Origin of the sequence: Rhodococcus qingshengii JCM 15477, assembly GCF_023221595.1 — a bacterium.
Classification (GTDB): Bacteria; Actinomycetota; Actinomycetes; order Mycobacteriales; family Mycobacteriaceae; genus Rhodococcus_F; species Rhodococcus_F qingshengii.
In genome coordinates this window covers 6116319-6140368 of sequence record NZ_CP096563.1, presented here as the reverse complement: position 1 = coordinate 6140368, position 24050 = coordinate 6116319, and the positions used below count along the sequence as shown (strand labels likewise).

General features: G+C 61.6%; 26 protein-coding genes. 13 read left to right on the top strand and 13 right to left on the bottom strand.

The window, feature by feature from the left end; genetic code table 11:
- Nucleotides 1-23 precede the first annotated feature (23 nt).
- The 3 genes from M0639_RS28385 to M0639_RS28375 form a co-directional block, all read right to left on the bottom strand.
- A complete protein-coding gene (locus M0639_RS28385) occupies nucleotides 24-1616 on the bottom strand; it encodes a succinic semialdehyde dehydrogenase (RefSeq protein ID WP_064074384.1) in 1593 nt (530 codons plus the stop codon).
- Nucleotides 1617-1654: 38 nt separating this feature from the next.
- Complete coding sequence (locus tag M0639_RS28380) at nucleotides 1655-2566, bottom strand: acetoacetate decarboxylase family protein (RefSeq protein ID WP_064074418.1); 912 nt, start codon at nucleotides 2564-2566, stop codon at nucleotides 1655-1657.
- A 125-nt stretch (nucleotides 2567-2691) separates the two neighbouring features.
- Nucleotides 2692-3984 (bottom strand): NADH:flavin oxidoreductase/NADH oxidase family protein, encoded by a 1293-nt coding sequence (locus tag M0639_RS28375; RefSeq protein ID WP_064074385.1) that lies wholly within the window; start codon nucleotides 3982-3984, stop codon nucleotides 2692-2694.
- A 61-nt stretch (nucleotides 3985-4045) separates the two neighbouring features.
- Here M0639_RS28375 and M0639_RS28370 point away from each other — a divergent pair, with 61 nt between their 5' ends.
- The 3 genes from M0639_RS28370 to M0639_RS28360 all read left to right on the top strand — a co-directional run bounded on the left by M0639_RS28370 (nucleotide 4046) and on the right by M0639_RS28360 (nucleotide 6352).
- A complete protein-coding gene (locus tag M0639_RS28370; RefSeq protein ID WP_058039359.1) occupies nucleotides 4046-4621 on the top strand; it encodes a TetR/AcrR family transcriptional regulator in 576 nt (191 codons plus the stop codon).
- Nucleotides 4622-4656: 35 nt separating this feature from the next.
- Entirely contained in the window at nucleotides 4657-5349 is a 693-nt protein-coding gene (locus M0639_RS28365; protein WP_054827898.1) for a type 1 glutamine amidotransferase domain-containing protein, read from the top strand.
- Nucleotides 5350-6052: 703 nt separating this feature from the next.
- Nucleotides 6053-6352: a hypothetical protein gene (locus M0639_RS28360; RefSeq protein ID WP_156667373.1), complete on the top strand. Its 300-nt coding sequence runs from the start codon at nucleotides 6053-6055 to the stop codon at nucleotides 6350-6352.
- Here M0639_RS28360 and M0639_RS28355 read toward each other — a convergent pair whose 3' ends face one another.
- The 6 genes from M0639_RS28355 to M0639_RS28330 all read right to left on the bottom strand — a co-directional run bounded on the left by M0639_RS28355 (nucleotide 6353) and on the right by M0639_RS28330 (nucleotide 12403).
- Nucleotides 6353-7336 carry an NAD(P)H-dependent flavin oxidoreductase gene (locus M0639_RS28355; RefSeq protein WP_064074386.1) on the bottom strand — a complete coding sequence of 328 codons (984 nt, stop codon included), beginning with the start codon at nucleotides 7334-7336 and terminating at the stop codon, nucleotides 6353-6355. It lies immediately after the preceding gene.
- A gap of 80 nt (nucleotides 7337-7416) precedes the next feature.
- Nucleotides 7417-8553, bottom strand: coding sequence for a CaiB/BaiF CoA transferase family protein (locus M0639_RS28350; RefSeq protein WP_064074387.1), 1137 nt, complete (start codon nucleotides 8551-8553; stop codon nucleotides 7417-7419).
- A complete protein-coding gene (locus M0639_RS28345; RefSeq protein WP_064074388.1) occupies nucleotides 8550-9647 on the bottom strand; it encodes a hypothetical protein in 1098 nt (365 codons plus the stop codon). The genes M0639_RS28350 and M0639_RS28345 overlap by 4 nt, the downstream gene beginning before the upstream one ends.
- 51 nt (nucleotides 9648-9698) lie before the next feature.
- Nucleotides 9699-10655: an ABC transporter substrate-binding protein gene (locus M0639_RS28340; RefSeq protein WP_007735582.1), complete on the bottom strand. Its 957-nt coding sequence runs from the start codon at nucleotides 10653-10655 to the stop codon at nucleotides 9699-9701.
- A gap of 90 nt (nucleotides 10656-10745) precedes the next feature.
- Nucleotides 10746-11519, bottom strand: a complete 774-nt coding sequence (locus tag M0639_RS28335; protein WP_037120648.1) for an ABC transporter ATP-binding protein — start codon at nucleotides 11517-11519, stop codon at nucleotides 10746-10748.
- A gap of 11 nt (nucleotides 11520-11530) precedes the next feature.
- Nucleotides 11531-12403 (bottom strand): ABC transporter permease, encoded by an 873-nt coding sequence (locus tag M0639_RS28330; protein WP_007735586.1) that lies wholly within the window; start codon nucleotides 12401-12403, stop codon nucleotides 11531-11533.
- Between the two features lie 233 nt (nucleotides 12404-12636).
- On the opposite strand from M0639_RS28330, the gene M0639_RS28325 reads away from it, so the two are divergent.
- From M0639_RS28325 to M0639_RS28315, 3 genes are all read left to right on the top strand, one after another.
- On the top strand, nucleotides 12637-13527 hold the full coding sequence (locus M0639_RS28325; protein ID WP_064074389.1) for a LysR family transcriptional regulator: 891 nt from the start codon (nucleotides 12637-12639) through the stop codon (nucleotides 13525-13527).
- Entirely contained in the window at nucleotides 13524-14450 is a 927-nt protein-coding gene (locus M0639_RS28320) for a LysR family transcriptional regulator (protein ID WP_064074390.1), read from the top strand. The genes M0639_RS28325 and M0639_RS28320 overlap by 4 nt, the downstream gene beginning before the upstream one ends.
- Nucleotides 14451-14636: 186 nt before the next feature.
- Entirely contained in the window at nucleotides 14637-15497 is an 861-nt protein-coding gene (locus tag M0639_RS28315; RefSeq protein ID WP_064074391.1) for an alpha/beta hydrolase family protein, read from the top strand.
- A 60-nt stretch (nucleotides 15498-15557) separates the two neighbouring features.
- Here the strand turns inward: M0639_RS28315 and M0639_RS28310 are convergent, their stop codons facing one another.
- A complete protein-coding gene (locus M0639_RS28310; protein WP_030537159.1) occupies nucleotides 15558-16046 on the bottom strand; it encodes a hypothetical protein in 489 nt (162 codons plus the stop codon).
- A 67-nt stretch (nucleotides 16047-16113) separates the two neighbouring features.
- Nucleotides 16114-17013: a LysR family transcriptional regulator gene (locus M0639_RS28305; RefSeq protein ID WP_007735591.1), complete on the bottom strand. Its 900-nt coding sequence runs from the start codon at nucleotides 17011-17013 to the stop codon at nucleotides 16114-16116.
- 119 nt (nucleotides 17014-17132) lie between these two features.
- On the opposite strand from M0639_RS28305, the gene M0639_RS28300 reads away from it, so the two are divergent.
- The 5 genes from M0639_RS28300 to M0639_RS28280 all read left to right on the top strand — a co-directional run bounded on the left by M0639_RS28300 (nucleotide 17133) and on the right by M0639_RS28280 (nucleotide 21975).
- Nucleotides 17133-18359, top strand: a complete 1227-nt coding sequence (locus M0639_RS28300; protein ID WP_064074392.1) for an MFS transporter — start codon at nucleotides 17133-17135, stop codon at nucleotides 18357-18359.
- A 38-nt stretch (nucleotides 18360-18397) separates the two neighbouring features.
- Complete coding sequence (locus tag M0639_RS28295; RefSeq protein WP_064074393.1) at nucleotides 18398-19858, top strand: amidase; 1461 nt, start codon at nucleotides 18398-18400, stop codon at nucleotides 19856-19858.
- 54 nt (nucleotides 19859-19912) lie between these two features.
- Nucleotides 19913-20431, top strand: a complete 519-nt coding sequence (locus M0639_RS28290; RefSeq protein WP_003943230.1) for a MarR family winged helix-turn-helix transcriptional regulator — start codon at nucleotides 19913-19915, stop codon at nucleotides 20429-20431.
- Between the two features lie 121 nt (nucleotides 20432-20552).
- Nucleotides 20553-21053: a hypothetical protein gene (locus M0639_RS28285; RefSeq protein ID WP_064074394.1), complete on the top strand. Its 501-nt coding sequence runs from the start codon at nucleotides 20553-20555 to the stop codon at nucleotides 21051-21053.
- Nucleotides 21054-21063: 10 nt separating this feature from the next.
- Nucleotides 21064-21975 carry an NmrA family NAD(P)-binding protein gene (locus M0639_RS28280; protein ID WP_231915168.1) on the top strand — a complete coding sequence of 304 codons (912 nt, stop codon included), beginning with the start codon at nucleotides 21064-21066 and terminating at the stop codon, nucleotides 21973-21975.
- A 42-nt stretch (nucleotides 21976-22017) separates the two neighbouring features.
- Here the strand turns inward: M0639_RS28280 and M0639_RS28275 are convergent, their stop codons facing one another.
- On the bottom strand, nucleotides 22018-22266 hold the full coding sequence (locus M0639_RS28275; RefSeq protein ID WP_030537164.1) for a DUF3253 domain-containing protein: 249 nt from the start codon (nucleotides 22264-22266) through the stop codon (nucleotides 22018-22020).
- A 105-nt stretch (nucleotides 22267-22371) separates the two neighbouring features.
- Between M0639_RS28275 and M0639_RS28270 the strand changes: the two genes are divergently transcribed.
- Together M0639_RS28270 and M0639_RS28265 are read left to right on the top strand one after the other, a co-directional pair.
- Nucleotides 22372-22998, top strand: a complete 627-nt coding sequence (locus M0639_RS28270; RefSeq protein WP_196305175.1) for a class I SAM-dependent methyltransferase — start codon at nucleotides 22372-22374, stop codon at nucleotides 22996-22998.
- 128 nt (nucleotides 22999-23126) lie between these two features.
- Nucleotides 23127-23591, top strand: a complete 465-nt coding sequence (locus tag M0639_RS28265) for a hypothetical protein (RefSeq protein WP_064074396.1) — start codon at nucleotides 23127-23129, stop codon at nucleotides 23589-23591.
- Nucleotides 23592-23612: 21 nt separating this feature from the next.
- Here M0639_RS28265 and M0639_RS28260 read toward each other — a convergent pair whose 3' ends face one another.
- Nucleotides 23613-24050, bottom strand: a complete 438-nt coding sequence (locus M0639_RS28260; RefSeq protein ID WP_007735601.1) for an SRPBCC family protein — start codon at nucleotides 24048-24050, stop codon at nucleotides 23613-23615.

Sequence of the window (24050 nt, the reverse complement as noted above, 5' to 3'; positions counted from 1 at the left end):
AATCGGTTGGCAGGCGGTGTTTGTCAGCGTGCGCCGATGGTTTTCCAGATGCGTAGCGCGGCGTTCACCACGGGTGCCCATGCGTTCCAGGGGATTGCCGCTGGTGGGTAGAAACCGAATCGCGACTGGTGGGCGATGGTTTGGGCTTCGGTGTATTTGAGGATGCCGTCGATACCGTGCCGACGCCCGAGGCCGGAATCGCCCATTCCGCCCATCGGCGAGTCGATGCTGCCCCATGCCGCGGCGAAGGCGTCGTTGATGTTCACGGTCCCCGAACGCAATCGGGCAGCGACTGAGCGGGCGCGGGTGGCGTCGCGACCCCACACGCTGCTGTTGAGTCCGTAGACGGTGTCGTTTGCCCGTGCAACTGCCTCGTCGTCATCGGCGACGGCGTAGATCGAGACGACCGGACCGAACGTCTCGTCCGTGTGCAACGTCATCTCTGGTGTGACGTCGGCGAGGATGGTCGGCTCGTAGAACAGCGGCCCCAGGTCCGGACGTGGCTTCCCTCCGGCCAGAAGGCGTGCGCCCTTCGCGACGGCGTCGTCTACATGAGCCGACACTGTCTTCAGTTGTTTGTCGGTGGTGAGGCTCCCGACGTCGACCCCGTAGTCGTAGGAGGCTCCGATGGTCAAGGCAGAGGTTCGCTGAACGAACTTGGCAACGAACTCGTCGTGTACGGACTCGGCGACATACAGGCGCTCCACCGAGACGCACAATTGTCCTGCCGACGGGAACGCAGCGCGCACGGCCCCTTCGGCTGCCCGATCGAGATCTGCGTCGTCGAGGACGAGCATCGCGTTCTTGCCGCCCAGTTCGAGTGACGCCCCGATCAGCCGCTGGCCCGCGCCGCGGGCGATGTCTCGACCGGTCGCCGTGGACCCTGTGAACATGATGTAGTCCGCGTTCGCCAAGAGTGGGTCCCCGATCGAACTGCCTCGGCCGATCACCATCTGCCACACATCGGCCGGTAGGCCCGCTTGGTACATCAGGTCCATGGCCCACAAGGCGGTCAGCGCGGTCTGGGTGTCGGGCTTCTGCACCACAGCATTTCCGGCCATCAGTGCGGCGATGGCGTCCGTCGCCGCCATCGACAGTGGATAGTTCCATGGCGAGATGATCGCCACCACCCCTTTCGGGTGGTGCAGCTCGGACGTGCGGGTGAGGAAGGGCAGAGCCCCCCGGCGACGTTCGGGTTCAAGAACTTTCGGTCCGGTGCGGCCGTAGTAGCGGGCGGCGATGGCAGCGTCGGCGATCTCGAGGTACGCATCGCGACGGGTCTTGCCGTTCTCAGCCTGCATCAGGTCGAGCCCGGTGTTCTGATTCTTCAGGACCAGATCATGGAAACGCAGTAACACGCTGGCACGCTCCGCTACGGAAGTCGCTGCCCATCTCGCCTGGGCGCGGCGGGCACGAACGAATGCTTCGTCGACGTCAGCCGGGGCCGAGACCGGGAAGTCTGCGAGTGGTGAACCGGTGTACGGGGCAGTGGTGATCGAGCGGGGAGCGTCGGGCGAGGCCGTAACTCGTTCTGTCAGCCGTTCGAGTAATCCTGTGGTCAGTGTGGCAGGCAGCGCCGCGCGGGGATCTGTGGAGGTGTCGGTCGTTGTGGTCATGTCGGTGTACTCCTGAGATGTTCGGTCGATACGAGGTGTCAGCGAACCGAGACCGGGACCGGCATGTGCAGAGCGGCCTGAGCCGAGGTGGTGGCATCGAATCTGATCGTGCGGATGGGCCGGAGTGCGCGTAGGTCGTCGGACATCCTGCCCTCGCCGAGAGTCAGATCGAATCCGCGAGGAAAGAACGACGTTCCGCTGGCGAGGACGTTGGTTTGGTTGAGGGTCGAGTGCCAGGATCCGTCTCGCTTCGTGTACGAGGTGAGGGTGGAGACGTTCGTGCCCGTTTCGAACGTCTTCTGCTCCGGGGTGGGGGCGGAGAAGGCGATGTCGGCGCCGCCGTCCGCGTTGGCGATGCGGGCCGTGGTGCGTGCGTGGTCGATGCCGACATCGAGATCGGTGACCCACTTGGGGAACCCGTACCCGTCATGGCCGCGCACCTGGGCGATGTCGGTGTTGACCGGAAGTGAGAGCACATAGGAGTGCAGGTGATCGTCACCGAGGGCGGCAACCAGATCGGCAGCGGCCGTGGTAAGTCCGCCGTGGCGCGCCGGGCGAACCGCCACACCCACAGCCGCCTCGGTGTAGAAATCGATGTCGCACACGTCGTAGCGGAACGCCATCACTGACACCAGCCCGAACCCGGGTGCGATTTCCAGCGGCGCCAGCTCCTCTGGGATCCGCTTACGGATCGCCCTGCTCGGGGCCACCATGGTCAAACGCGCGGAGGACATCGCGTAGTAGAAGTTCGGCGTCCTTGTCGTGCCGATCGGCGATTGGACCTGCGTTTTCGGAAGCGTGCGGAAGAAGTCGACACTCGGGACCCGCGGGTCGGCGGCGACCTTGTCGAGCGGCACATCCATCCGGTAGCGGTCGAACAGGCCGTCCTTCGGAATTTCGACGGTCCGGCCGCCCAGATCGACCTTGACGGTTGTCGCTGTGTTCGTCATTTTCATGCTTCCGTTCGTTCTGTCGACCATTCAATGTTTGCATTGCTTACATCAGGCTAAGGGTGAATGTAAGCACTGTCAACACTGTCTGGGTTCGCCGCCGAAATGACGGGAAACTGTCCGCATTACCCGATCGAGGGGGTGCGGTGCTGTAACCAGCGGCGATACCGCCGGAGCGCGCGGCGCTGCAGCAGCTGCTCTTTCAATAGTGCGACCACAGGGCTGGCCGTCGGCCGCGTGGACTTGCCTCGGCCTAATCGTCGAAGCTGCTGTCGCACGCGAGCCATGCTCGCCGCCGACGCCATGGCCTTGTCCTTGATGGTCACCGGGGCTAATTCGACGGAGGCTGCGGCATCGAGGCGCCACCGATTCGGCAGATCGGGATCGATCGCCAACGCACTGCCCATGCCGACCAAATCCACACCGCTCGCCAGGACCTGCTCGGCAACAGGTCGCCGAACCACACCGCCGGTCAACATCAACGGCACCGGGCTGGCCTCGGCCAGTTCCTCTGCAAGAGTCAGAAAGTAGGCCTCCCGAGCGAGGGTGCGATCGTCCGGGCCTTGGCCGGTCATGGCCGGTGCTTCGTAGCTCCCTCCGGACAGTTCGACGACGTCGACACCGAGTGGTGCGAGCATGGCGATCACTTGCGCTGCGTCGTCGGAGTCGAATCCTCCGCGCTGGAAATCCGCGGAATTGAGTTTGACGGCAACCGTGAACGTCGGGTCGACAACCCTGCGCACTGTGCGGACGATGTCGAGGAGCAATCGCGCTCGGTTCTCTAGGGTGCCGCCCCATTCGTCGGTGCGCTGATTGACCAACGGAGAGAGAAACTGCGAGAGTAGATAGCCGTGTGCGGCATGGATTTCCACGCCGTCGAAACCAGCTTCCTCTGCGCGACGTGCTGTTGTTGCGAAACGGTTGACGGTGTCGTTGATCTGGAGGGCGGTCATGGCCTGGGGATGCGCAAATCGCTTGCTGTTCTTGCCGAGTTCGACGCGAGTGGCGGACGGAGACCATGCGACACCGGGCATGTCGGCTTGAATCTGCCGACCGGGGTGATTGATCTGCATCCACACTTTCGCACCTCCGCCCTTTGCGGCATTCGCCCATTCGCGGAACGGCCCGATTGGGGATTGTGCGTCGAGAACGACGCCGGCCGGCCCGGTCAGCGCCTCCGCGTGAACCATGACGTTGCCGGTGATGATCGTTCCCACCCCTCCTCGGCTCCAGCGGTGGTACAGCTCGACCAGCTCTTTGCCGGGGAGCTGTCCAGCGACGGCCATGTTCTCCTCCATGGCTGCCTTGACCATCCGGTTGGGGAGTGTCGCCCCACTGGGAAGAGTGAATGGGGCGAAGGCCGGAGAGACTGTGCTGTCAGTCTCCAACTTGTCGGGTGCAGGGTCGGTGAATGGCATCGGCGCTCCTGAATGAGGTATGTTTACATTGCTCACATGAGCGTAGAAAGGAAAGTTAACGGTGTCAACATCTGTCAAGGGTGGCTACCATCACGGTGATCTGAAGGCCTCGCTGCTGGCGTCGGCGATGCGCATGCTCGAGGCAGGTGAGCCGTTTTCGATGCGCGCGATCGCGCGCGAGGTCGGTGTGTCGGCGACTGCGCCGTACCGACATTTCGCTGATCGTGAAGCACTCGAATCTGCTCTCGCCGCGCAAGGATTGCGCGATCTGAAGGCGGACCTGACAGACGGCCGCGAGCTACCGTCAACGTCGGCAGATCTTGCCGAATTCGCAGTCGCCTACGTCGAGTTCGCGCTGCGGCGACCGGCGCTCTTCCGGTTGATGTTCGGCAACGAGTGCGACACGGGTAACGACGAGCGCGTGCAAGCGGCTGGAGAGATTCATCTGCTGATGCAGATGGGGATGACGCTTGTCTTTCCTGATGCAGATTCCGAGGCGTTGGCATCGGCGGCATGGGCATTGGCGCACGGTTTGGCTTGTCTGCATCTCGACGGCAAAATGTCGACGGCCACGGCCGGTGAGGCTGCAGATCGGGTGCGAGCAGCTTTTGCTGCGATTCTGGCGGTACAAGGGTGAGATCCACTGACCAAAGCGATCGAGAGAAGAGTTCGATGACCAAGCGAATCTTGAACGTAGTCACCAACGTCGGCCACTACGACGATCCGTCTCATAAGACCGGGTTGTGGCTGTCCGAGCTCAGCCATGCCTGGCAGGTTTTCGACGACCACGGTTTCGAGCAGACTTTAGTCAGCCCCGAGGGCGGAGCGGTGCCCTTGGAACCGCGATCGCTCAAGTTCCCGAACTACGACAAGAGCGCAAAGGCATGGCGGTCCGACCCTGCTCGGATGGCGCTACTCGACTCCACCGCCAGCCCCGAACAGGTCGACTCCGCTGACTACGATGCGATCTTCTTCACCGGCGGGCATGCAGTCATGTACGACTTTCCCGGTAGCGAAGGTCTGCAACGTATCACCCGGGAAATCTTCGAACGCGGCGGGATCGTGTCGTCGGTGTGTCACGGTTACTGCGGACTTCTCGACACCACACTGTCCGACGGCAGCTACCTCATCGCCGGCCGCAAACTCACCGGATTCGCCTGGCGCGAGGAAAAACTCGCCCGCGTCGACAAACTCGTACCCTACAACGCCGAGGAAAAAGCCAAAGCGCGTGGCGCACTGTACGAAAAGGCGAAACTGCCCTTCGTGTCCTACGCAGTCGTCGACGGAAACCTCGTCACCGGCCAGAACCCAGGATCCGCAAAGGAAACCGCAGAGAAAATTGCAGACCTCCTGCTGAAGGCCTAGCGGAGCTCTCGATGGCGACCGTCCTGGACCGAACAGAGGGGCGTCGAGATTGTGTGCTCAACGCAGATGACGACTAGCTGCCCGGCCCGACGTGCACGGTCTCGGTTGCGCCGCTGCCAAATCGCCCTGACTGACAGGGTTGCAGACCTTGTGGGATCTTTGGGACAGTTATAACAACGGTTTCGTCGGTGGTTCGGTGGTAACCCCGACCCACCGCTAGGGAACGGGCCCAGGTACGCGCCCGCGGTCCCTGAGTCCGGACAGTCGATACCGGTCGAGCGGGAGTAAAGGGTTGTTCTTGTTGCGGGGAATCAGGTTTGGCGCCGTTCGAGAGCGAACACAGAAAGATTTCATGCCGCGCATGTCTTGTACACCGATCACGTAGGGTTGTACTCGACGAACCGTTCGAAGGCGCTCTCCGCCTCTTTCCCTGTCAACAGGGTTGTGTTCACAGAAATCTTTTCACTTCCGATGGTCACCGTCGCCTCCCGATTGGCCAACATGTTCTCGGACCACGCTGGGTGGTACTCAGTCGAAGCCAAGAAGTGTCGGCGTGGCGTGGGGAAGCTACTTCGGACCGACGGTGATGTTATGCGCGTGCTGGCCGACTCATACCGAATCTGGATGTGCACAAGAACTATTGGAACTCTGGCAACAGTGCGTTGATCGCAATGGCGCGGGTGACAACAGGGTTGGTAGCACCATGGACACAACATTGAGTAGGTCGTGCTCGGTGCCGATCGAAATCCTTGCGGTTGTCACTCTGATGACCGCAAGCAATTCGGAGTACACCTCCTTTCCTCGTCCTGGCGTCAATGATCGTCGGGATGCACCCGAAACGATCGAGCGGCGATGGCGAGCCGCGAGGCGATCTGGAAGAGCTCCCCGTCACCGCACGACGCATCGAGGACGAGGTATCGGCGGCACGCGGGTCGACGAGCGCAACGGCAGGGGCATTCGCGAAGAACTGGCCGACGGTAGCGCCCAGTGGGTTCGGACGTAGTCAGGCGCTGAGAGGATCCAGGAGGCCGGTAAGCCGTCCGGCAATCAGTGCTTCGGACTCTGCGACAATACGTTCCACCAATTCACCCACTGTGGGGATGTCGTGAATCAATCCTTGCACAGTGCCAGCCGTCCAGATGCCAGCCTCCTGGTCGCCGCTGTCGAACACCGCTCGGCCCCGCGCACCGGCCACAAGATGTCGAACGTCTTCGAATTTGCCACCACTGGAAAGGATTTCGACAACTTCTTGGCTGATGCTGTTGCGTGCTACGCGAGCGGTATTGCGCAACGACCTGAAAATCAATTCGGTGTCGACCTCGGAGGCGGCGACTATCGCATCCTTGATGTTGCGGTGAATCGGAGACTCCTCGGTACACATGAACCGAGTGCCCATGTTGATGCCGTCGGCGCCAAGCGCCAGGGCGGCCACCAATCCTCGCGCGTCGGCAAATCCACCGGACGCGATCATGGGAATGCTGATCCGCTCTGCTGCTGCAGCGATGAGGACGAGACCCGGTACGTCGTCTTCCCCTGGATGCCCGGCACATTCGAACCCGTCGATGCTGATGCCGTCGACACCGAGGGCCTGGGCTTTGACCGCGTGGCGGACGCTGGTGCACTTGTGGAGAACCTTGATGCCTGCGCCGTGAAAGTGCGGCAGATGGGGCGCGGGAGACGATCCAGCTGTCTCGACGACTTTCACTCCGCAGTCGATGATCACGTTGCGATACTCATCGTAGGGCGGAGGTGTGATCGTCGGGAGGATTGTGAGGTTGACCCCGAAAGGTTGATCGGTGAGCTCGCGCGTTCGGGATATTTCTCGGGCAAGATCGTCAGGTGTCGGCTGTGTCAGGGCAGTGAGCATGCCGAGCGCGCCGGCGTTTGCAACTGCCGCTACGAGTTCTGCTCTCCCCACCCATTGCATGCCGCCCTGCACAATTGGCTGGCGAACGCCGAATGTCTCGGTAAATGCGGTGGTCAGCACTGGACATCTCCTCGATGGTGCATGGCTATCTGTTTGTCAGTTACGTTGGTGCAAAGTCAATTTCGACCCGAACGGCGCATTCAGCGCGTCGATGTTGTCCACTCGTTCAAGGCCGGAACCTGTGAAAGTTCAGTTCGTGCCATCGGAGGTTCGGCGCGATAGGGCATGGCAGGCGTCAAATACTGTTCGCCATGTTCGTTGGTGCCGGGGATGAAGGTACGGTTCGCAACCACGTCGTCGGCGCGGATCACCTGGTCGTAGTCACGCACAAGTGCGGCAACCACTCCGGCCGCAGTGAGATGCTCAACCGCTTCCGCGGCGCTACGGTGGCACAGCTGCTTCTCGATCGTGGCGACGAGGTCAACACGGTTTTCCACGCGCAGCGCGGTGGTGGTGAACCTCGGGTCGTCGGCCAACTCGGGTAGGTCGATCGCCTTGCACAGTTCGATCCATGCGCGCGGTTGGTATCCGCTGATCACCAGCTCGCCGTCGGCGGCGCGAAAGACGTCTGCTGCCGGTGCGACGCTTGGTTGTCCGTTCCCTTTGCGACTCATGGGCTTTCCGGATACCTGCCACTCGATCCAGTTGGCGGTCTGCAAGTGGATTGCGACGTCCAGCAGGGAAACTCGGACGGACGATCCTTTGCCGGTGCGTTCGCGCCGCAGTAGCGCTGCCAGTACCGCTTGAGCGACAACGTAGCTCGTTGCATGATCTATGACCGGTGCGCCCACACGTTGTGGCGGGCTATCCGCCTCACCCGTCACCGACATCAGTCCGCTCTCTGCTTGCGCAGCGATGTCGAGCCCCGCGCGGGTAGCGGACGGGCCTTCCGCCCCGTACCCGCTCACCGAGACGGCGATGATTTCCGGTCGCAGGCGTTGGAGTTCGGCAGAGGAGAATCCCAATCGATCGAGGGTTCCCGGGCGAAGATTGTGCAGCAAGATGTCGCTCGATGCGATCAGATCCCGAGCTCGCTGCAGATCGGCGGAGTCTTTGAGGTCGAGGCAGATTGAACGTTTTCCACGGTTGTACCCGTAGAAGATGCCGCGCGCGTAGTCGGCGTCGATTTGTCGGGCCGGTTCACCACCTGGAGGCTCGAGCTTGATGACCTCGGCACCGAGGTCGGACAACTGCTGCCCGGCGCCGGGTATTGCGATCAGTTGACCGATCTCCACTACTCGGACACCTGCCAACGGCAGGTCTATTTCGTCGGTCATCGAATGATCTCCACATGAGGCGAAGTGACATCCTCAGCGGGCTCCAGGCAGCGCGCCAACAGAATGCCTTCGGTGTGGTTGCAGGGGTTCAATCGATTTCTGTCACCTTCTGCTCCCCCGATTCGGATTGTCACGGTTCCATCGTCATTGCGCTCGAAGTGCGCGTCGTTGAGGTTGACGGTGTGGTCGCGGTACTCGAAGGACTCGAACCAGTGGTTGTACAGCATCACTCCGAAGTAGGTGCAGTCGGGGATGGTGAACGTAATGTCTACGGCAGTAGCGTCTTTCAGTGACCACCAGCCGGCAACGTATTGGTTGGAGCTGGTGCCGTAGAAGTCTCCCCACCCTCGCTGCTCCGAGGTCACGCGAATCTCGTTGGGAGACTGACTGAGTGTTTCGATGAGCTGAAGACTGCGTCGAAGGCTCACGTCCATGCCACGAGCAAGTTTCGTGAGGCGCTGGGTCAGCCACGCCGTGTCGAGATCGGGGCGTGCACCAGGCGGCGGACCGAGGCGCTCGATGTGGAGAACAGGATCGATCTCCGCGTTACGCGTCTTGTGATACACACGAACTACTACGTCGAAGCAGCGCTCATCCAGCCGAATGCCGCTGCGCCCCTCCAGCTCTTGTGCGACGAAGATCTCGAAGTTGCCGTCCGCGTCACACACCTTGTCGTCGATGACGATGTTGTCGGCGACCCGGTCGGTCCCAGACGCGCCCACGCGATTGGCGAGGACGGCGACGTACGGCACTGTGCCACGGTTACCGTGAATACGGTATGTCTCGTTGGGGTCGATCATCGCAGTCCAGTAGTCGACGTCGATGCCGTCTCCCCAGAACTTTCGCATCGGTGACATCAGGGTGAAGAGTTCAGGCCGGAGCACGTCTTGGCGCTCGATGTTCATCTCGGCGAGGTATCCGAACAGACGAAGTGCGTGCCGTACACCTTCGGCGCTGTCCAGCGGCGATCCGGTAGCGGCAGCGGTCGAACCGAATGTCGCAAGACTGTCGGTGACTGCAGACCAAGCCTCGGTGAGCTGCCGGCGATCGTGCTGGGACTCGGATTGTGTTGACTGGTCAGCGAGTTGTGTCATCGTTTCTTCTCTTTCGTAGTAGACGAACTGGATTGTGTGTGGGGGCGTTGGTCAGCAGAGGGGGTCGAAGGGGACGTCTGCGTCGGACTTGCCCGAGGTCTGGTTGTTCACCCATGCGACGTTCTGGGTCCATCGGTCGGCTGAAATCTCGACCGGCCAGAGGGTCTTCTGCGAAGCCCACACCTGGTTGGCTTTGTCAGCAGGAACATTCATTCGCTCGGTGAGAAGTTGAGCTCCTGCTTGCTCGTTCGCAGGATCGGCTATCCACCCTGCTGCGGCCTCGAGCGCCGCACACACGGGGGCAGCAGCATCGGATTCAGCGAATGTGGCTGTCGTGACGAGCACCGTGCCCAGGCCGTATGAACTCACGCCGTCAGAGCCCACCGGGTCTACTTCTGTAATCGCCGTCATCGGAATTCCTTGAGCATCGAATACGGCCTGGCTGGCAGCGGTGAGAACGGCGGCATCTATGTCGCCCTTTCGTGCGAGTGGTATCTGACTCGCGGTGGGTGCCGCTGCGATGAATTGCACCGTGGAGCCGTCGATGTTTCTCTCTGCGAGAAGCTGATTGACGAATTGCTCGGCCGCGCCGCCACGTGACGGTATGGCGATCCGCTTGCCGGGCAAATCCTCGATGGTGGTGATGCCGCTGTCTTTCGTCACGGCGATGGCAAGATCGATCGACCCGTAGGGGGACAGTGGCCGCAGACTCTGCCCTTGCTCTATGGCCGGCACGACGGTTCCGGGTGCACCGACCGCGAGATCGGTTGTACCGCCGATGAGACCGCTGATGAGTTCGGGCCCGTTCTTTCCGTCGATGAGCTCGACGTGGAGGCCTTCCTTGTCGAACATTCCTTGTTGGACAGCGACGTAGACAGGCAGGGACAAAGCACTCGCAGGGTAGACCCCGATGGCGACGCTACCGTCGTTCGGCCGCCCTCCCCCTCCACACGCGGAAAGCAGTAGGGCCGCTGCAATGACTGTGCCGACAAAAGGTCGAAGTTTCATGGGATTCCTGTTCCTTGATGGCTGGGCGCATCAGAAATCAAGCTGAGTTGGCTGGGCGCATCAGTAATCAAGCTGAGTTGGCTGGGCACATCAGTGGTCGAGCTGACCACGTAGCCGGTTGAAGATTTCGATGTATCGAGGTTCGGCGGTGAGGGTTTCGAGTTCGCGGGGGCGTTCGATGTCAATGCTGACGTCGTCGATCACTCGGCCGGCCCCGAGCAGCAGAACGCGGTCGGAGAGACAGATGGCTTCACCGAGGTCGTGGGTTACGAAGATGACCGTCCGGCCGACCTCGGACTGCCAAAGCTCGAGGAATTCGCGCTGTACTTCGACGCGGGTTTGCGCATCGAGGGCGGCAAACGGCTCGTCCATCAACAAGATGTCCGGATCCAGTGCCCACGTCCGGGCCAACGCGACACGCTGGCGCATCCCTTGGGACAGCTGCCAAGTCCACAGCTGTGACGCCTCGGACATTTGAACGGCCGCAAGCCAGCGCGCTGATTGAGTTCGTCTCTCCGCCTTGGGTACTCCTCTCAACTCGAGGCCGTACTCGACGTTCTTCCGCGCTGTTCGCCACGGGAACAGGGCATCTCGGGCCATCATGAAGCCCATCCGGGAGCGAGCGTCGAATGGTGTTGTGCCGAGGACCTCGGTTTTGCCTTCCGTCGCGTCCACCAATCCAGCGAGCGCGTTGAGCAGAGTGGTCTTTCCGCAACCGCTCCTGCCGACCAAGCTCACGAACTGTCCGCGAGGGATGGTGAGGTCGAGATTGTCGACCACAGTTTTCGTCGACCCGTCGGGTGAGGGGAAGGATATCGTCAGTCCGTCGAGTTGTACGGCGGGTGTAATCACGTTGGTATCCATGATGATTCCTGTCATCGTCGAGCCGGCGGCTGCCACCGAAGGAGGTAGCGCTCGGCGAAGTTCATTACCTGGTTGAGGACGACTGCGACGATTGCGAGAAGTATGAGGATCGCGTAGACCGCTTCCATCCGGAACTGGGCCGAGTAGATCGACACAAGCTGGCCCAGCCCGTCCCGTGACGAGATCAGTTCCGAACCGACAACGCCAAGTAGCGAATAGATCAGCCCCAACCGAAGGCCGGCAAAAATGCCAGGTGTTGCGACGGGGAGGAGGATGTGCCAGAACACCTGTGTCTTACTGGCATTCAGGACAGTGGAAAGTCGGAGCCATTCGTCGTCCACCGACTTCACACCGGCTCGTGCACTCGAGCAGACGATGAAGAAGACGAGTGTGAACGCGAGAGCGACCTTCGCCGTCATCGTGATCCCGAAGATGACGATAAGCAGAGGCGCCAGCGCAAGACGTGGCATGGCATTCGCCGCATCCAGGAACGGACTCATGATGCGTTCGAGGGTCGGAAGCAGTCCGAGAGAGAGTCCGACCGCCACCCCGACTGCGCTAGCGAGGATCCACGCGATCACGACGGCAGTCATCGTGGCACGCAAGTTCGACGAAATCTCGCCCGACTGCACCGCTGCGGTGAAGTAGGCCCAGGCCTCGCCTGGCGTTTTGGCCAGAACTGGCTCGATCCAACCTTGCGATGCGACGAGCTGCCACGCTCCGAGTAGGACCAGAAGCAGCGCGACCTGGGCCAGTCGTACCCCGATGGTGAGTCGCGTACCGGATCGACGCTGTCGAGCGGGCTTCGGCTCAGAGCGCGCCCGCCTCACGGAACGGAGCGACGTAGCACCGGATGGCGAACTTGCGGTGATGGTTTCGGTCATTTCGGCGCCTCCTCCGTTGTGCTCGCAGGCGGCGATTGGTGCTCGACAAAAGCAGACGGGTGCCTCTGGTCGAAGCTCCCCGGGTTGTTGCTCACTGCGTTCATATGTGAAGCAGATCACGGGATTCTTCTTCCCGTCTACGCCACATTCGAGAGGTATGCCATAGGGTTTCCCTATGCCTGACGGGCGCAAAATCGGGCGCGCGCGATGAGTTCCACGAGAAGGGAACCCCAATGGACCGGCGTCATCTGGAATACTTTCTTGCCCTTGCTGATCGGGGCGGCATTTCCGCTGCTGCTCGCGGACTGGGGGTCAGCCAGCCGACGATCTCGGAGGCTCTGGCCAGGATGGAGAAAGAGTGCGGCCTGACGCTCGTCCGCCGTGGATCGCGGGGAGTCTCCCTGACCGACGCTGGACGCGATCTCACAGGTCCGGCGGCCCAAGTACTTCGGGCATACCGGGATTTGGATCACGCTTTGCATCCATTGAACGTCGTGCAGCGGGGTCGGCTGACGGTCGTGTGTCCGCGAACATTGGCGCGTGATCCAGCGGCCACGGCCCTGGGTGCGTTCAAAAGAAAGTTTCCGAACGTTGCGGTGACGATGCTCAGCAACGACACCGACGGAATCGGAACGGTGGTCGCCTCGGGTCAGGCTGATATTGGGCTCGGGGTGGACGAGGTGTTCGACGAGGGCGTTGAACGTATCCTTCTCGGCCGGCAACAAATCGTTGCGCTGGTGCCGGCCGCACGAAGTGAAGGCGAGGGGGCAGCGGCGTTGACGGATCTGTTGCGAATCGGATTGATCACCAGCCCGCGTGACGATGTCACTCGGCGACTGTTGGCGGAACGCCTGGGCGAAGGCACTGTGGACGAGGCGGTGGTTGCGGAGACTATCTCTGTGGCTTCGATGATCCCACTTGTACGCGCGGGAGTCGGTGTCGCTTTCCTTCCCGAATCTGTCGCCGATACAGTCGGAGAAGGTGTGGTGCTGTGTCGTACTCGGCCCCCGCTCACTCGTGATATCTGGATGTTCCACGGTTCGACGCCATCGCCTGCGGCACAAGCGTTTATCGAGACGACCAGCCGATTACGTGACGAAGGTGGAATGGGGAACGCCGGATGAGCAAGTTCGGAGAGTCCGCCACCCCGCGAATCGATCCGCGGCAGCTACAAGACTTCCTTGCCGTCGTCGAACACGGCAGTATCACGGCGGCAGCGGCAAATCAGTTCACGGGAACATCGAGCGTCTCTCAATCAATTGCGCGGCTCGAAAGACGAGTCGGAGGACGGCTTTTCAATCGAGGCCGGACCGGCGCGACGCTGACTGCGCGCGGACGGAATCTCATCGATCCAGCACGCGAAGCGCTGGCCGCGCTCGACCGATTAGTGGTCGAGCGCGAGTTCTTACTGTCAGCAGTCCCCCACCTCAGTGTTGCCACGACAGCGAGCCTTGCGGACGATCCCGCAGCGGTACTGCTCGGAGCGCTGCGCACGGAGGTGCCGAACCTGAGGATCACCATCTCGGATCCGCCTGGGTCGTCCGTGGCCGATGCGATTCACCCGGTCATGGCAGGCACCGCTGACGTGGCAATAATGGAGTCGCCGCCCACCGGTGTTCCCGGGACGCGCACGGTGCGCCTTCCGGACCACAAGTTGCGGCTCGTCTGCCCGCCCGGTACCCCGCCACCGGTGGACGGGGTATTCATCGGCGAAGATCTCATGCGCATCGGTTTGGTTGTCGCACCACGGTTCGAAACTTCCGATGTCTATCGCCATCTGCGGTCGATCGAACCGCGAATCGACCACGCATTCGTGATGAGGTCACAGCACCGCGATGCCTTCGCGGATTTCGCGTACGAAGGGATCGGTGCTGTCATCCTCGAACTCTCCAGTGCCGAGCGAGCATCCGAACGCGGGTGCACTGTGGGCGAGATATTCGAACTGCCATCACGGAAGATCGCAGCCGTGGCAAGGGACGGCCAGAACACGCAGATCGTCGAACATTTCCTACGGCTGTGTGCCGAGCAATCCGCGCGGAAGCCGTAGGCCGAGGCGAACTGGACCTTGCGCTCTGGGTATTCGCGTCGCCGGGGCATCCACCGAGAACGATGATTTTGTCCACAGACACAACACTTCTGGGATAGTCCGTTTCCTGAAACAAAGCCGACGGGTTGCCTTCCCGTGAATATGTAATACACGTCACTCCGGATCAACTTCGAAAGGTTGACTTTCATGCGAAAGTCTCTGAAACATTTCGTGAATGCTGCAGCGGCGGTTGCGTTGTGCGCGACGCTAGGACTCACGGGCGCAACCGGAACAGCGGCTGCCGATGCGCCCGGCATCCCGAGCGTCGGGCACGATTGGGCGAGTGCAGGGCCGTACACGCCGAACGTCTCGATCGGGCTGGTGCACACTCTGTACTACCCGCGCCAGCTCGGCGCGCGCGGCGAGAAGCACCCTGTTGTGATCTGGGGGAACGGGACCGGTGTGCTCCCCGGTGCGTACACCTCTTTGCTGCGCCACTACGCCAGCCACGGATTCATCGTGGTCGCCGCCAATACCCCGGCAAGCAATTTCGCCATCACCATGCGGTCGGGAATCGACCTCATCGCGGACAAAGCGGCCAGCCCGTCGAGCGTCTTCTTCGGCAAAGTCGACCTGGAACATATTGGTGCGGTGGGGCACTCGCAGGGCGGGTCTGCGGCGATCAACGCGGCGATCGACGACCGCGTCGACACCGCCGTCGCGATCCAACCAGGCCCGCTCAATGATGTCGATCTCATCGACGAGCCCGTTCTCTATCTGGCCGGCCAGGCCGACGCAATCGTTTGGCCGGCGATCGTGCGGGCGATGTACGAGGACGCAGACCACGTGCCTGCCGAGTATCTGGAACTGCGCGGCGCCACGCACTTCGGTACGGCGATCAACGGCGGCGATATGCGCGGGCCGAGCACGGCGTGGCTGCGGTACTGGCTACTCGACGATCCGAACGCTCGCACCGAGTTCTTCGGAGCGAGCTGTGGATACTGCACTGACACCCAGAAGTTCTCCGACTTCGACCGCAACGATCTGGCCCGGCAGATCCCGGGCTGACGGTAAGTCGGGAGTCGAAGACGAACGACCTGTCTGTTCAGATCGGCGGAGTTGCGAAGCTCAAATGACGACGTAGCCGTACATTCGTTCGCCCTGAGCCACAGCTCTGGTCGCTAGTTCGACGAAGGCGGTCAGGAACGGCACTGAGTCCTCCGACGGTTCACTGGTCTCGTCGATCGCCCAGGCGGCCGCAGCGGCCGCGACGCCTTCTGCGTTCAATTCCGCTAGTGCATCACGCAATTCGTCGGTAACCGTGAGCACGAGGGTGTCGCCGTCGTCGCTCATCGCGACGAGTTTCCCGCAGCGTGGACCTTTTGCAACTTCGTCGTAGGGGCGAGCGGTGAGGGCTGCTTCCAGTCGGCCGAGCGCGACAACTGGATCGACGCCTTTCGCCTGCAGAACTGGAGTCCCACTCGCAGCCAACTGGATCCGCGGGCGAGAAGCTGCGTTCGCCTCCATCACCTCTGGTTCCAAGTCGACGAGTCCCTCGAGGGCAGAGGTGGCATGCTCATCCGTGCGCGCGGTGAAGTAGTCGGTGATCGCAGACATGGCGCGATCATCTCACACACGATGCATCTCAATGCCCCGGACTCCTTCCGCGACTTACTGATCGACGTCAGGAGGGACAGGTGTGTGCTTCCTCGATCGCTTTCGCGAAAGCGCGAAGTCGTGGGCTTTCGAGATCGGTACGCCACACGAGACCCAAAGCAGATTCGGGTAATCCGTTGATCGGTACGAATGTGATGTCCGAGCGCTGGCTGTATGCAGCGGTTGCAGCGCAGAGGATGAGGCCGACCTGACTGAATGCGACCTGCGACAGGCCTTCCTGAACGGTGCTCGCCCCACCCTGTGTGGGAATCGTGGCTCCGCCCGGCGTCGTGCTCGGGGAATTCACACGCTGCCAATAGTCGGGGGCGGGGCCGGTGATGGGTACGAGACAGATCTGCGCCAACTGCTCGGCGTCGATCACGCCCAGTTCGCTGAACGGGTGATGGACTGAGACGGCGAGGGTCTGGGGCTGTCGAGAAAAGACGAGCCCGGTTGTCAGTTCCGGCTCATCTACGGGGAGAAGGGCCACTGCCGCATCGATTCGCCCGGCGAGTACATCACTGAACGGATCACCCAGGGGTAATTCTTTGATGGTCACGCATGTTTGCGGATGTTGTATTTCGAAACGAGAGACAGCAGCCGCGATCGAATCGTAAATTGCTCCTTGGAAACCCACCCGAAGCGGCGCCGGCATGTTCCGTGCTCTTGACTGAGCGTCCTCGATTACTCCGACAAGCGCACGATGCGCGGGAGCCAACGACGCAAGAAAATCGGCACCGAATTCAGTCAGGTGCACGCGGCGACTGGTGCGCGCCACCAGGCTGGTGCCGATACGACGCTCCAACGCGCTGATCAGCTGACTCACTCGGCTCTGGGAGATGAACAGCCGCTCGCCGGTGCGACCGAAGTGCAGTTCTTCAGCGAGAACGAGGAAGCACTCGATCTCACGCATCGGGGGCTCCGACATTTTCACTCCGACCCTGGACTCATTCGACCACTCCATCATGGCTCATCGATGAATTGAGCTAATGGTTGGATGAGCGATTCGCCGTTGATCCATCGGCGTGCAGGAGCTTCTCTGGTTACATGCCCCACTCCGCATCTGCACAGAACAGCCCTGCGTCCACGTCCTCAACCCACGCACACACCATTGAGAACCACTGGGCTGCGGTCGCGCTGATCGCAGCGTCCACCTTCATCGTTGTCGCGGCAGAGATGATGCCGGTCGGGCTACTCACCCCGATCGGTGCTGCTCTGGTGGAAAGTGAAGGGACCATCGGGCTCTCACTGGCCATTACCGGATTGGTGGCAGCGGCCACTGCCCCGTTTGTGCCCATCGTGACCCGGCGCTTCGATCGTCGGTCGACGCTTATCGTTCTGATGCTTGTAGTCGCCGCGGCGAACGCCCTCACGGCCCTTGCTCCGAGCTTCGTTTTCCTCGCTGTGGCTCGCGTCCTTCTAGGCGTGAGCATGGGTGGAGTCTGGGCACTCGCAGCTAGTCTGGCACCCAAATTGGTGGGTTCCAGATCCGTCGGGTTGGCGACCACGATCATCTTCAGCGGAATCGCTGTTGCCTCAGTTCTTGGTGTCCCTGCTGGGACGTATATCGGGGCAGTCGCCGGATGGAGCGTGGCGTTCTGGACTCTCAGCTGCGCGGCGACGCTGATCGCGATCGCCATGATCGCTGTCCTACCCACGATGCCAGCTGATCGGGCCTTGTCGCTCGGGAGTCTCGTGGCGGCCTTTCGGAACCCAGGAGTCCGGGTCGGATTCGCGATTACCGCGCTCATCGTCACCGCTCATTTCGCGGCGTACACCTATGTGCGTCCGGGGCTGGAGTTCTTCGCGGGGTTGAACGCTTCGCAGGTCGGCACAATGCTCCTGATCTACGGTGCATTCGGTGTCGTCGGCAACTTCATCGCCGGGCCGTCCGCTGCAAAGTCCCCGAAGGCGGTGGTCGTCAGCCTCAGCGTGGGAATAGCGGTCACACTCGCCCTGTTTCCGATCTCGGCTACCACCTTGATCGCAGCTGCTCTGCTCATGGCGGCTTGGGGCCTCTTCTACGGTGGTGCATCGGTGAGTACTCAAACATGGATTGCACAAGCAGTTCCCGTTCACCGCGAGGCCGCTTCTGCTCTGTGGGTTGCAGTCTTCAATGCAAGCATCGCGCTCGGTGCGTTCGCGGGCGGACGCATTCACGACCACTCTGGTTCCGAAACGGTCTTCTGGACAGCCGCGGGAATCGCAACTCTGGCAATGCTGCTCGCGACATTCCGCAGTCCCGTCGTGGCAAAGCGCGAACTGACAACCTAATCGCCTACACAAACCTTCATAGAGGCAGGACAACAGATATGCACCAGACACCCGCTTCGGCATTCATGGATGTGGCCGAGTTGCTCGAACGCTACCGGGACAAATCGCTGTCTCCGGTGGAAGTGCTCGAGTCCACCATCGAACGTATCGAGGCGCTCAACCCAACCTTGAACGCAGTGGGACACACTTTCTTCGCTACTGCACGAGCACAAGCGAAGTCAGCGGAACGCCACTACGCCCGCGGCTCGGATGTCAGCCTTCCGCTCGCCGGTGTTCCCGTTGTGGTGAAAGAGGATGAACCGGTACAAGGCCAACCGTGGACTCAAGGGTCCAAGGTCTATGAGGACTTGATCGCCACCCACACTTCGACTTTCGTGCAGCGGATCGTCGACGCCGGTGCCATCGTCCACGCGCGATCGACGGCACCCGAATTCTCCTCGGCCGCGTTCACACAGTCCGAGTTGTGGGGCGTCACTCGCAATCCGTGGAACACGAAATACTCCTCCGGAGGGTCTTCCGGTGGATCGGCAGTCGCACTTGCCACCGGTATGACGCACTTGGCTACCGGTTCCGATGTTGCAGGTTCGATCCGAACTCCGTCGTCACTCAACGGAATTGTCGGGTTCAAGCCACCGCACGGCCGTGTCCCCGTTGATCCGCCCTTCAATCTCGATCGCTACTGCCACTGCGGTCCGATGGCGCGCACCGTAAGTGATTGCCTCACAATGCAGTCGGTCATCGCGGGACCGACCTCCACTGACATTGCCTCGCACGTACCGGCATCGCAGTTACCTACCTTCGCAACGCGTTCGTGCGCGGGAATGCGGATTGCCGTGATTCCCGCATTGGGTGACTGGCCGGTTGATTCGGACATCGCCGAGAACACGGCGAAGTTGGTGGACACCCTCACCGCTCTGGGTGCACGCGCGGAGATCATCGAAGTCGACCTGTCCCGCGCTGCAATCATGCGTGCGGCCGCCATTCACTACGACCACGTGTTCGGTGCTTCGATCTCTGCCGAAGCGTCCGCGCACCCCGACAAGGTCACGGAGTACGCGAAGGAATTCGCGCGGTGGGCACGTCGCACTCGTGGTGATGCGACTTTCCTCGACGGGCTCGCGATCGAAGCCGAACTGTATTCATCGGTCGGATCCCTGTTCGATACCTATGACGCGTTGATCACTCCGGCAGTGGCGACGGAGGGCTTTCTTGCCGGCGACGACTACGTGGGGCACGGAATCAATGTGGCTGGAACAGAATTGGAGTTCTACCTCGAGGCTGTACCGGCCATCACCTTCAACATCCTGAGTAGCTGCCCGGTGCTGACAATCCCCACAGGTTTCGCTCGGAACGGAATCCCCACCGGTACACAGATAGTCACGCGACCGTACGACGACCAAACGGCCTTCTCGATTGGTCTCGCCCTCGAGAAGGTCCTGCCCTATCCCGGCAATCACCCGGACTGCCATGCGGCCCCGCAGGAATTGTTCGGCGTTTGAAGCTAGCTCTGGTGGCGGGTTGACCAGAATGTAGTTAGGTGCCATATTAGTTTCATGGCAGTGGACGGAACCGATCACGACTCACCCACTTTGGATCAGGCGCGGCGGCAGTTGGAGCATTACGGCCTCGGGTCCGATCCACAGGCGGTGCTGGTTGCGGTGCGGCTGATCTCGGCGGGCGCGCGGCTCGGTCGAGCGACCGAGGTTCACTTCGCGAGGTATGGACTGTCGACCGGCCGTTACCGACTGCTTGCGGATCTGGAAGATCACGACGGGGAGAAATCTCCCTCACGTCTGGCGGCTGATCTCGGCGTCTCGCGGGCCACGGTCACCGGCTTGGTCGATGGGCTCGAGCAGGAGGGTTTGGTCGCTCGACGTCCGTCCGCGGAGGACGGGCGTGGTGCGGTGGTCGTCCTGACTGCTCGTGGCGCTCAGCGGTTACGTGACATGGCGCCCGAACACTTTGCTCGTCTCGAGGAAATGGTCGACGAGCTCACTGTCGACGAGCGTGCGGTTTTTTTGGATCTGCTCTCGCGGGTCGTTCGCGGTATCGGTGCGCTGACTGCGGAGTAGTCGGCTGGGATTCCAAGTATTCGCGTAGCGATTCGAATCGTCGTCAATTCTCGACAGGGACTTCTCTTTTCATACCCAAATAGTTAGTCACCTAATTATAATCGGAAAGTTGGTCTCCTTCATGTCCGGACTCACCCCACCGATCCGTCGCGAAAACGAAAAGGAGATAACCGATTCCAATCGACTCGACCCGGTTGCCGATCGTCGCGGCGCACGACCTTTCATCCTGTGGAGAGAGGTGCTGGTCGCCTACCTTGCCCCTGCGCTGATGGCGGGTGCGGGCGGAGTCGCATCCGGCCAATCGGGCCTCACGATGGCGGCATTTACGTCCATCGCGGGCACGTCGGCAGTGGTGGCGTTGCTGATCGGCTCCTGGCTGCTGCGTCGCGGGAGGTCACGGCCGTGGACCACGGCCCTGCCTCGCATCATGGTGGCGGCAATTCTTGCCGTCGGAGCCGCTGTGATTGCTGGTCTCGTCGGGTGGTTCGCCTCCCGTTGGCTACCAGCTCACACGAGCGTGGTCGACACTGCTTGGCTTGCTCGCCTGCAACTCGATCTACCGATATCTGCCGCTGTCGCTGCCGTCATCGTGAGCTGGCGATGGCGCCGTCAGAATCCCTGACAGACAACACATGTCAACGATCCCCGGCTTCCCGGGGAAGACCGAAAGGAACACGATGATCGTCATCATGGGAGCGTCCGGAACCACAGGCGGCGCGTTGCTACACAGTCTCGCATCCTCGGGTGTGCCGAGCCGAGCGCTGTCCCGCGACCCGGACAGGCTGAGCGCCCACCTCGGCGACTTGGCCGACGGTTCGGTCGAAGTAGTGCCGGCCGATGCCGCAGACCCAACTTCGCTACGGACGGCTTTCAAAGGGGCCGAACAGCTTTTCCTCGCCATGGCCAACGGACTCGAACAGGTCGAGCTCGAAACGCGTGTGATCGACATAGCCGCCGAGAGCGGCGTCGAACACATCGTCAAGATCTCCGACCCCGCCGCCGCGGCCGACTCCCCCATCGCTCTCTCCCGCGGCCACCATGCCGTCGGCGAACACCTGCGTGCATCCGGGATCCGCCACACTCTGCTCCGCCCTTATGCGTTCATGCAGAATCTGTTGCTCCTGGCTCCGGCGGTGGCTGCGCAAGGGGTGATTCTGGGCGCGATGCGGGACGCGCCGTGCAACTGGATCGACTGCCGAGACATCGGTGACGTCGCCGCGGCCGTGCTCACACGCGCCGACCTCGCCGGCGGCACCTACGTCCTGACGGGCAGCGAGGCAGTCGGCTACGGCGGCATCGCCGATTCTCTGACCCGCATGCTCGATCGCCCCGTCCAATACATCGACCTGCCACCGCACGAACTTCGGCAAAACCTCGTCGATCATGCCCACATGCCTCCGTGGCTGGCCGAGCACATTCTGGAGATCCAGCAACTTGCCGTCTCGCGCTCGGAGTCACCCACCGACACGGTGGCACGTGTCCTGGGGCGTGAGCCACGAAGCCTGGATGCGTTCCTGCGTGAGCATCTGGACCGTTTCCGCTGATTCACGCTGCGAGAGCAGTGCCGCCAGAAGTCACGCGGTTGATCAACGAGCCCACCGAATCCTGATCGGACCTCGTACGGATTCCGGGTCGACGACTTCGCCGCCTTGGGTGATCTGCACTTCGCCGTGGGCCACCATGTGGCGGGCAGCCTCTCGGACGGGTTCCATCAGCGGACGCCAATTGTCGGGTGCTGCTGCGCGGGCCACGTCGGAGGGGCAGATGCTCGACTCGGCCGATCGGGCATTGAGTAGTTCGCGGATCTTCGCCGCCAGTTCTTTCTCTTCCACCATATGACCTCAGTTTCCGGACGTGACCGTAGGCCTTCAACAGAGTATGAACCTTCGGTTCGGCGAGTTGTGGCGAAGGAATGGTGCACATCGATAATCATTGATGGCGTGGAGAATTCGAGTGCAACGCGCCGCGACGTAGTCCGAGATTCGTATTCGGCCAGATCCCAGGAGTACACGGACCTCTTCGGCTCGATGGATTCGACGCACGTATCTGATCGGGCACTGGTGACCAGCTGGGCTGCCACTTTGACCGGCCCCGTGCTCGACGCCGGGTGCGGGCCGGGGCAGTGGACAGACTTCCTGGCCCAGGCCGGGCTGGCTGTGAGCGGGATCGATCTCGTGCCCGAGTTCGTCGAACGAGCACGCAACCAATACCCGGATCTTTCCTTCGAGGTCGGGGGCTTCGAGGCGTTGGACGCGAAAACGAATTCACTGGGCGGCGTGCTGTCCTGGTACTCGCTCATTCACCATCACCCGCAAGATATCGAGGCACCGCTCGCTGAATTCGCGCGCGTGATCCGCCCAGGTGGTGGGTTGCTGGTGGGCTTCTTCGAAGGCACAACGGTAGAGCCTTTTGATCATGCCGCGACGACTGGTTATCGATGGCCGGTGACCGAACTTGCCGAGGTGCTGGTCACAGCGGGTTTCGACGTGATCGAGACCCATACCCGGACGGGGAGCGGCTACAGGCCGCACGGCGCAATCACTGCCAGCCGGCGCGGCGTCGAATAGCGGATCGAGACAGCGGATCGAGACAGGGCGAGCAATTCTCTTTCATTCATTTCGTGTGAGTGGTGTGCTGGATGAGTCACTCCCCGGCTTTTTCAGCACCGGATCATCCACAGTTGAAAGAAGGCGCCATGACCACGATCCATCTTCACAAGACGACCACTGCGACGCCCGAACAGGTCCTTGCCGGCCTGACCGACTTCGGCCCGGGCCGTGAGGAAATCTTCGGCCGCAGTGCGGACAGCTACCTGAAAGTGCACCAACAAGGACCCCACGATGCTGATGTCACCGAGGGCTCCAGTGGTATTTGGGAGCGTCTGCACTACGACTGGACCGACCCGCGCCGCGTCGTGATGACAACCACCGACTCCAACCTGTGGGGCGGGGCGTCGAGCCATACCTACACGCTGACCCGGCAACCGACGGGTCTGACCGATGTCGACGCCGTCGTGGTCCGGGACGGCAAGAACCTCAAGGGAAAGCTCCTGGCGTCGGTACTCGGACTCGTCGGCACCCAAGTGCTGGGAAAGTCGTTCACGAAGTCCATCGATGCCATCGAAGCTCGCAACGGTGGCGCGGGCGGCGGCAACCCATAGTGACAAGAACCTGACGGACGGTCAGAGCGCTTCGAGGGCTTCCGTCATCTTCTTCACCGTCTCCGGTGCCACTTTGGCTTCGAATCCCGCCTTCAGGAGAGGCGACGCAATCTTGGCGGCACCGTTGAACTCGACGTTCGCGTGATACTCGATCTCGGTCGAGTTCGGACCCACCGAAGTCAAGGTGATGTCGTCGGTACTGGTGGCAGTCTTGTTCTTTCCTTCGAGAACAACGTGATTCAGCTCGTCGGTCACCAGCGTGTACGTCAGTTCCGTGGTGACGCCGAACAGCTTCGACACGTTGTGCCATTGGGTTCCGACGCCGACAGGACCGTCGGAGATCTGCGTGCAACTCTCGGTGCCCGGATCCCACGTCGGCGCATTGGCGAAGTCGCGGAGAAAGGCCGCAGCCTTCTCGATCGGTACCTCGGCGGTGAATTTGCGAGTGACGTCAACCAT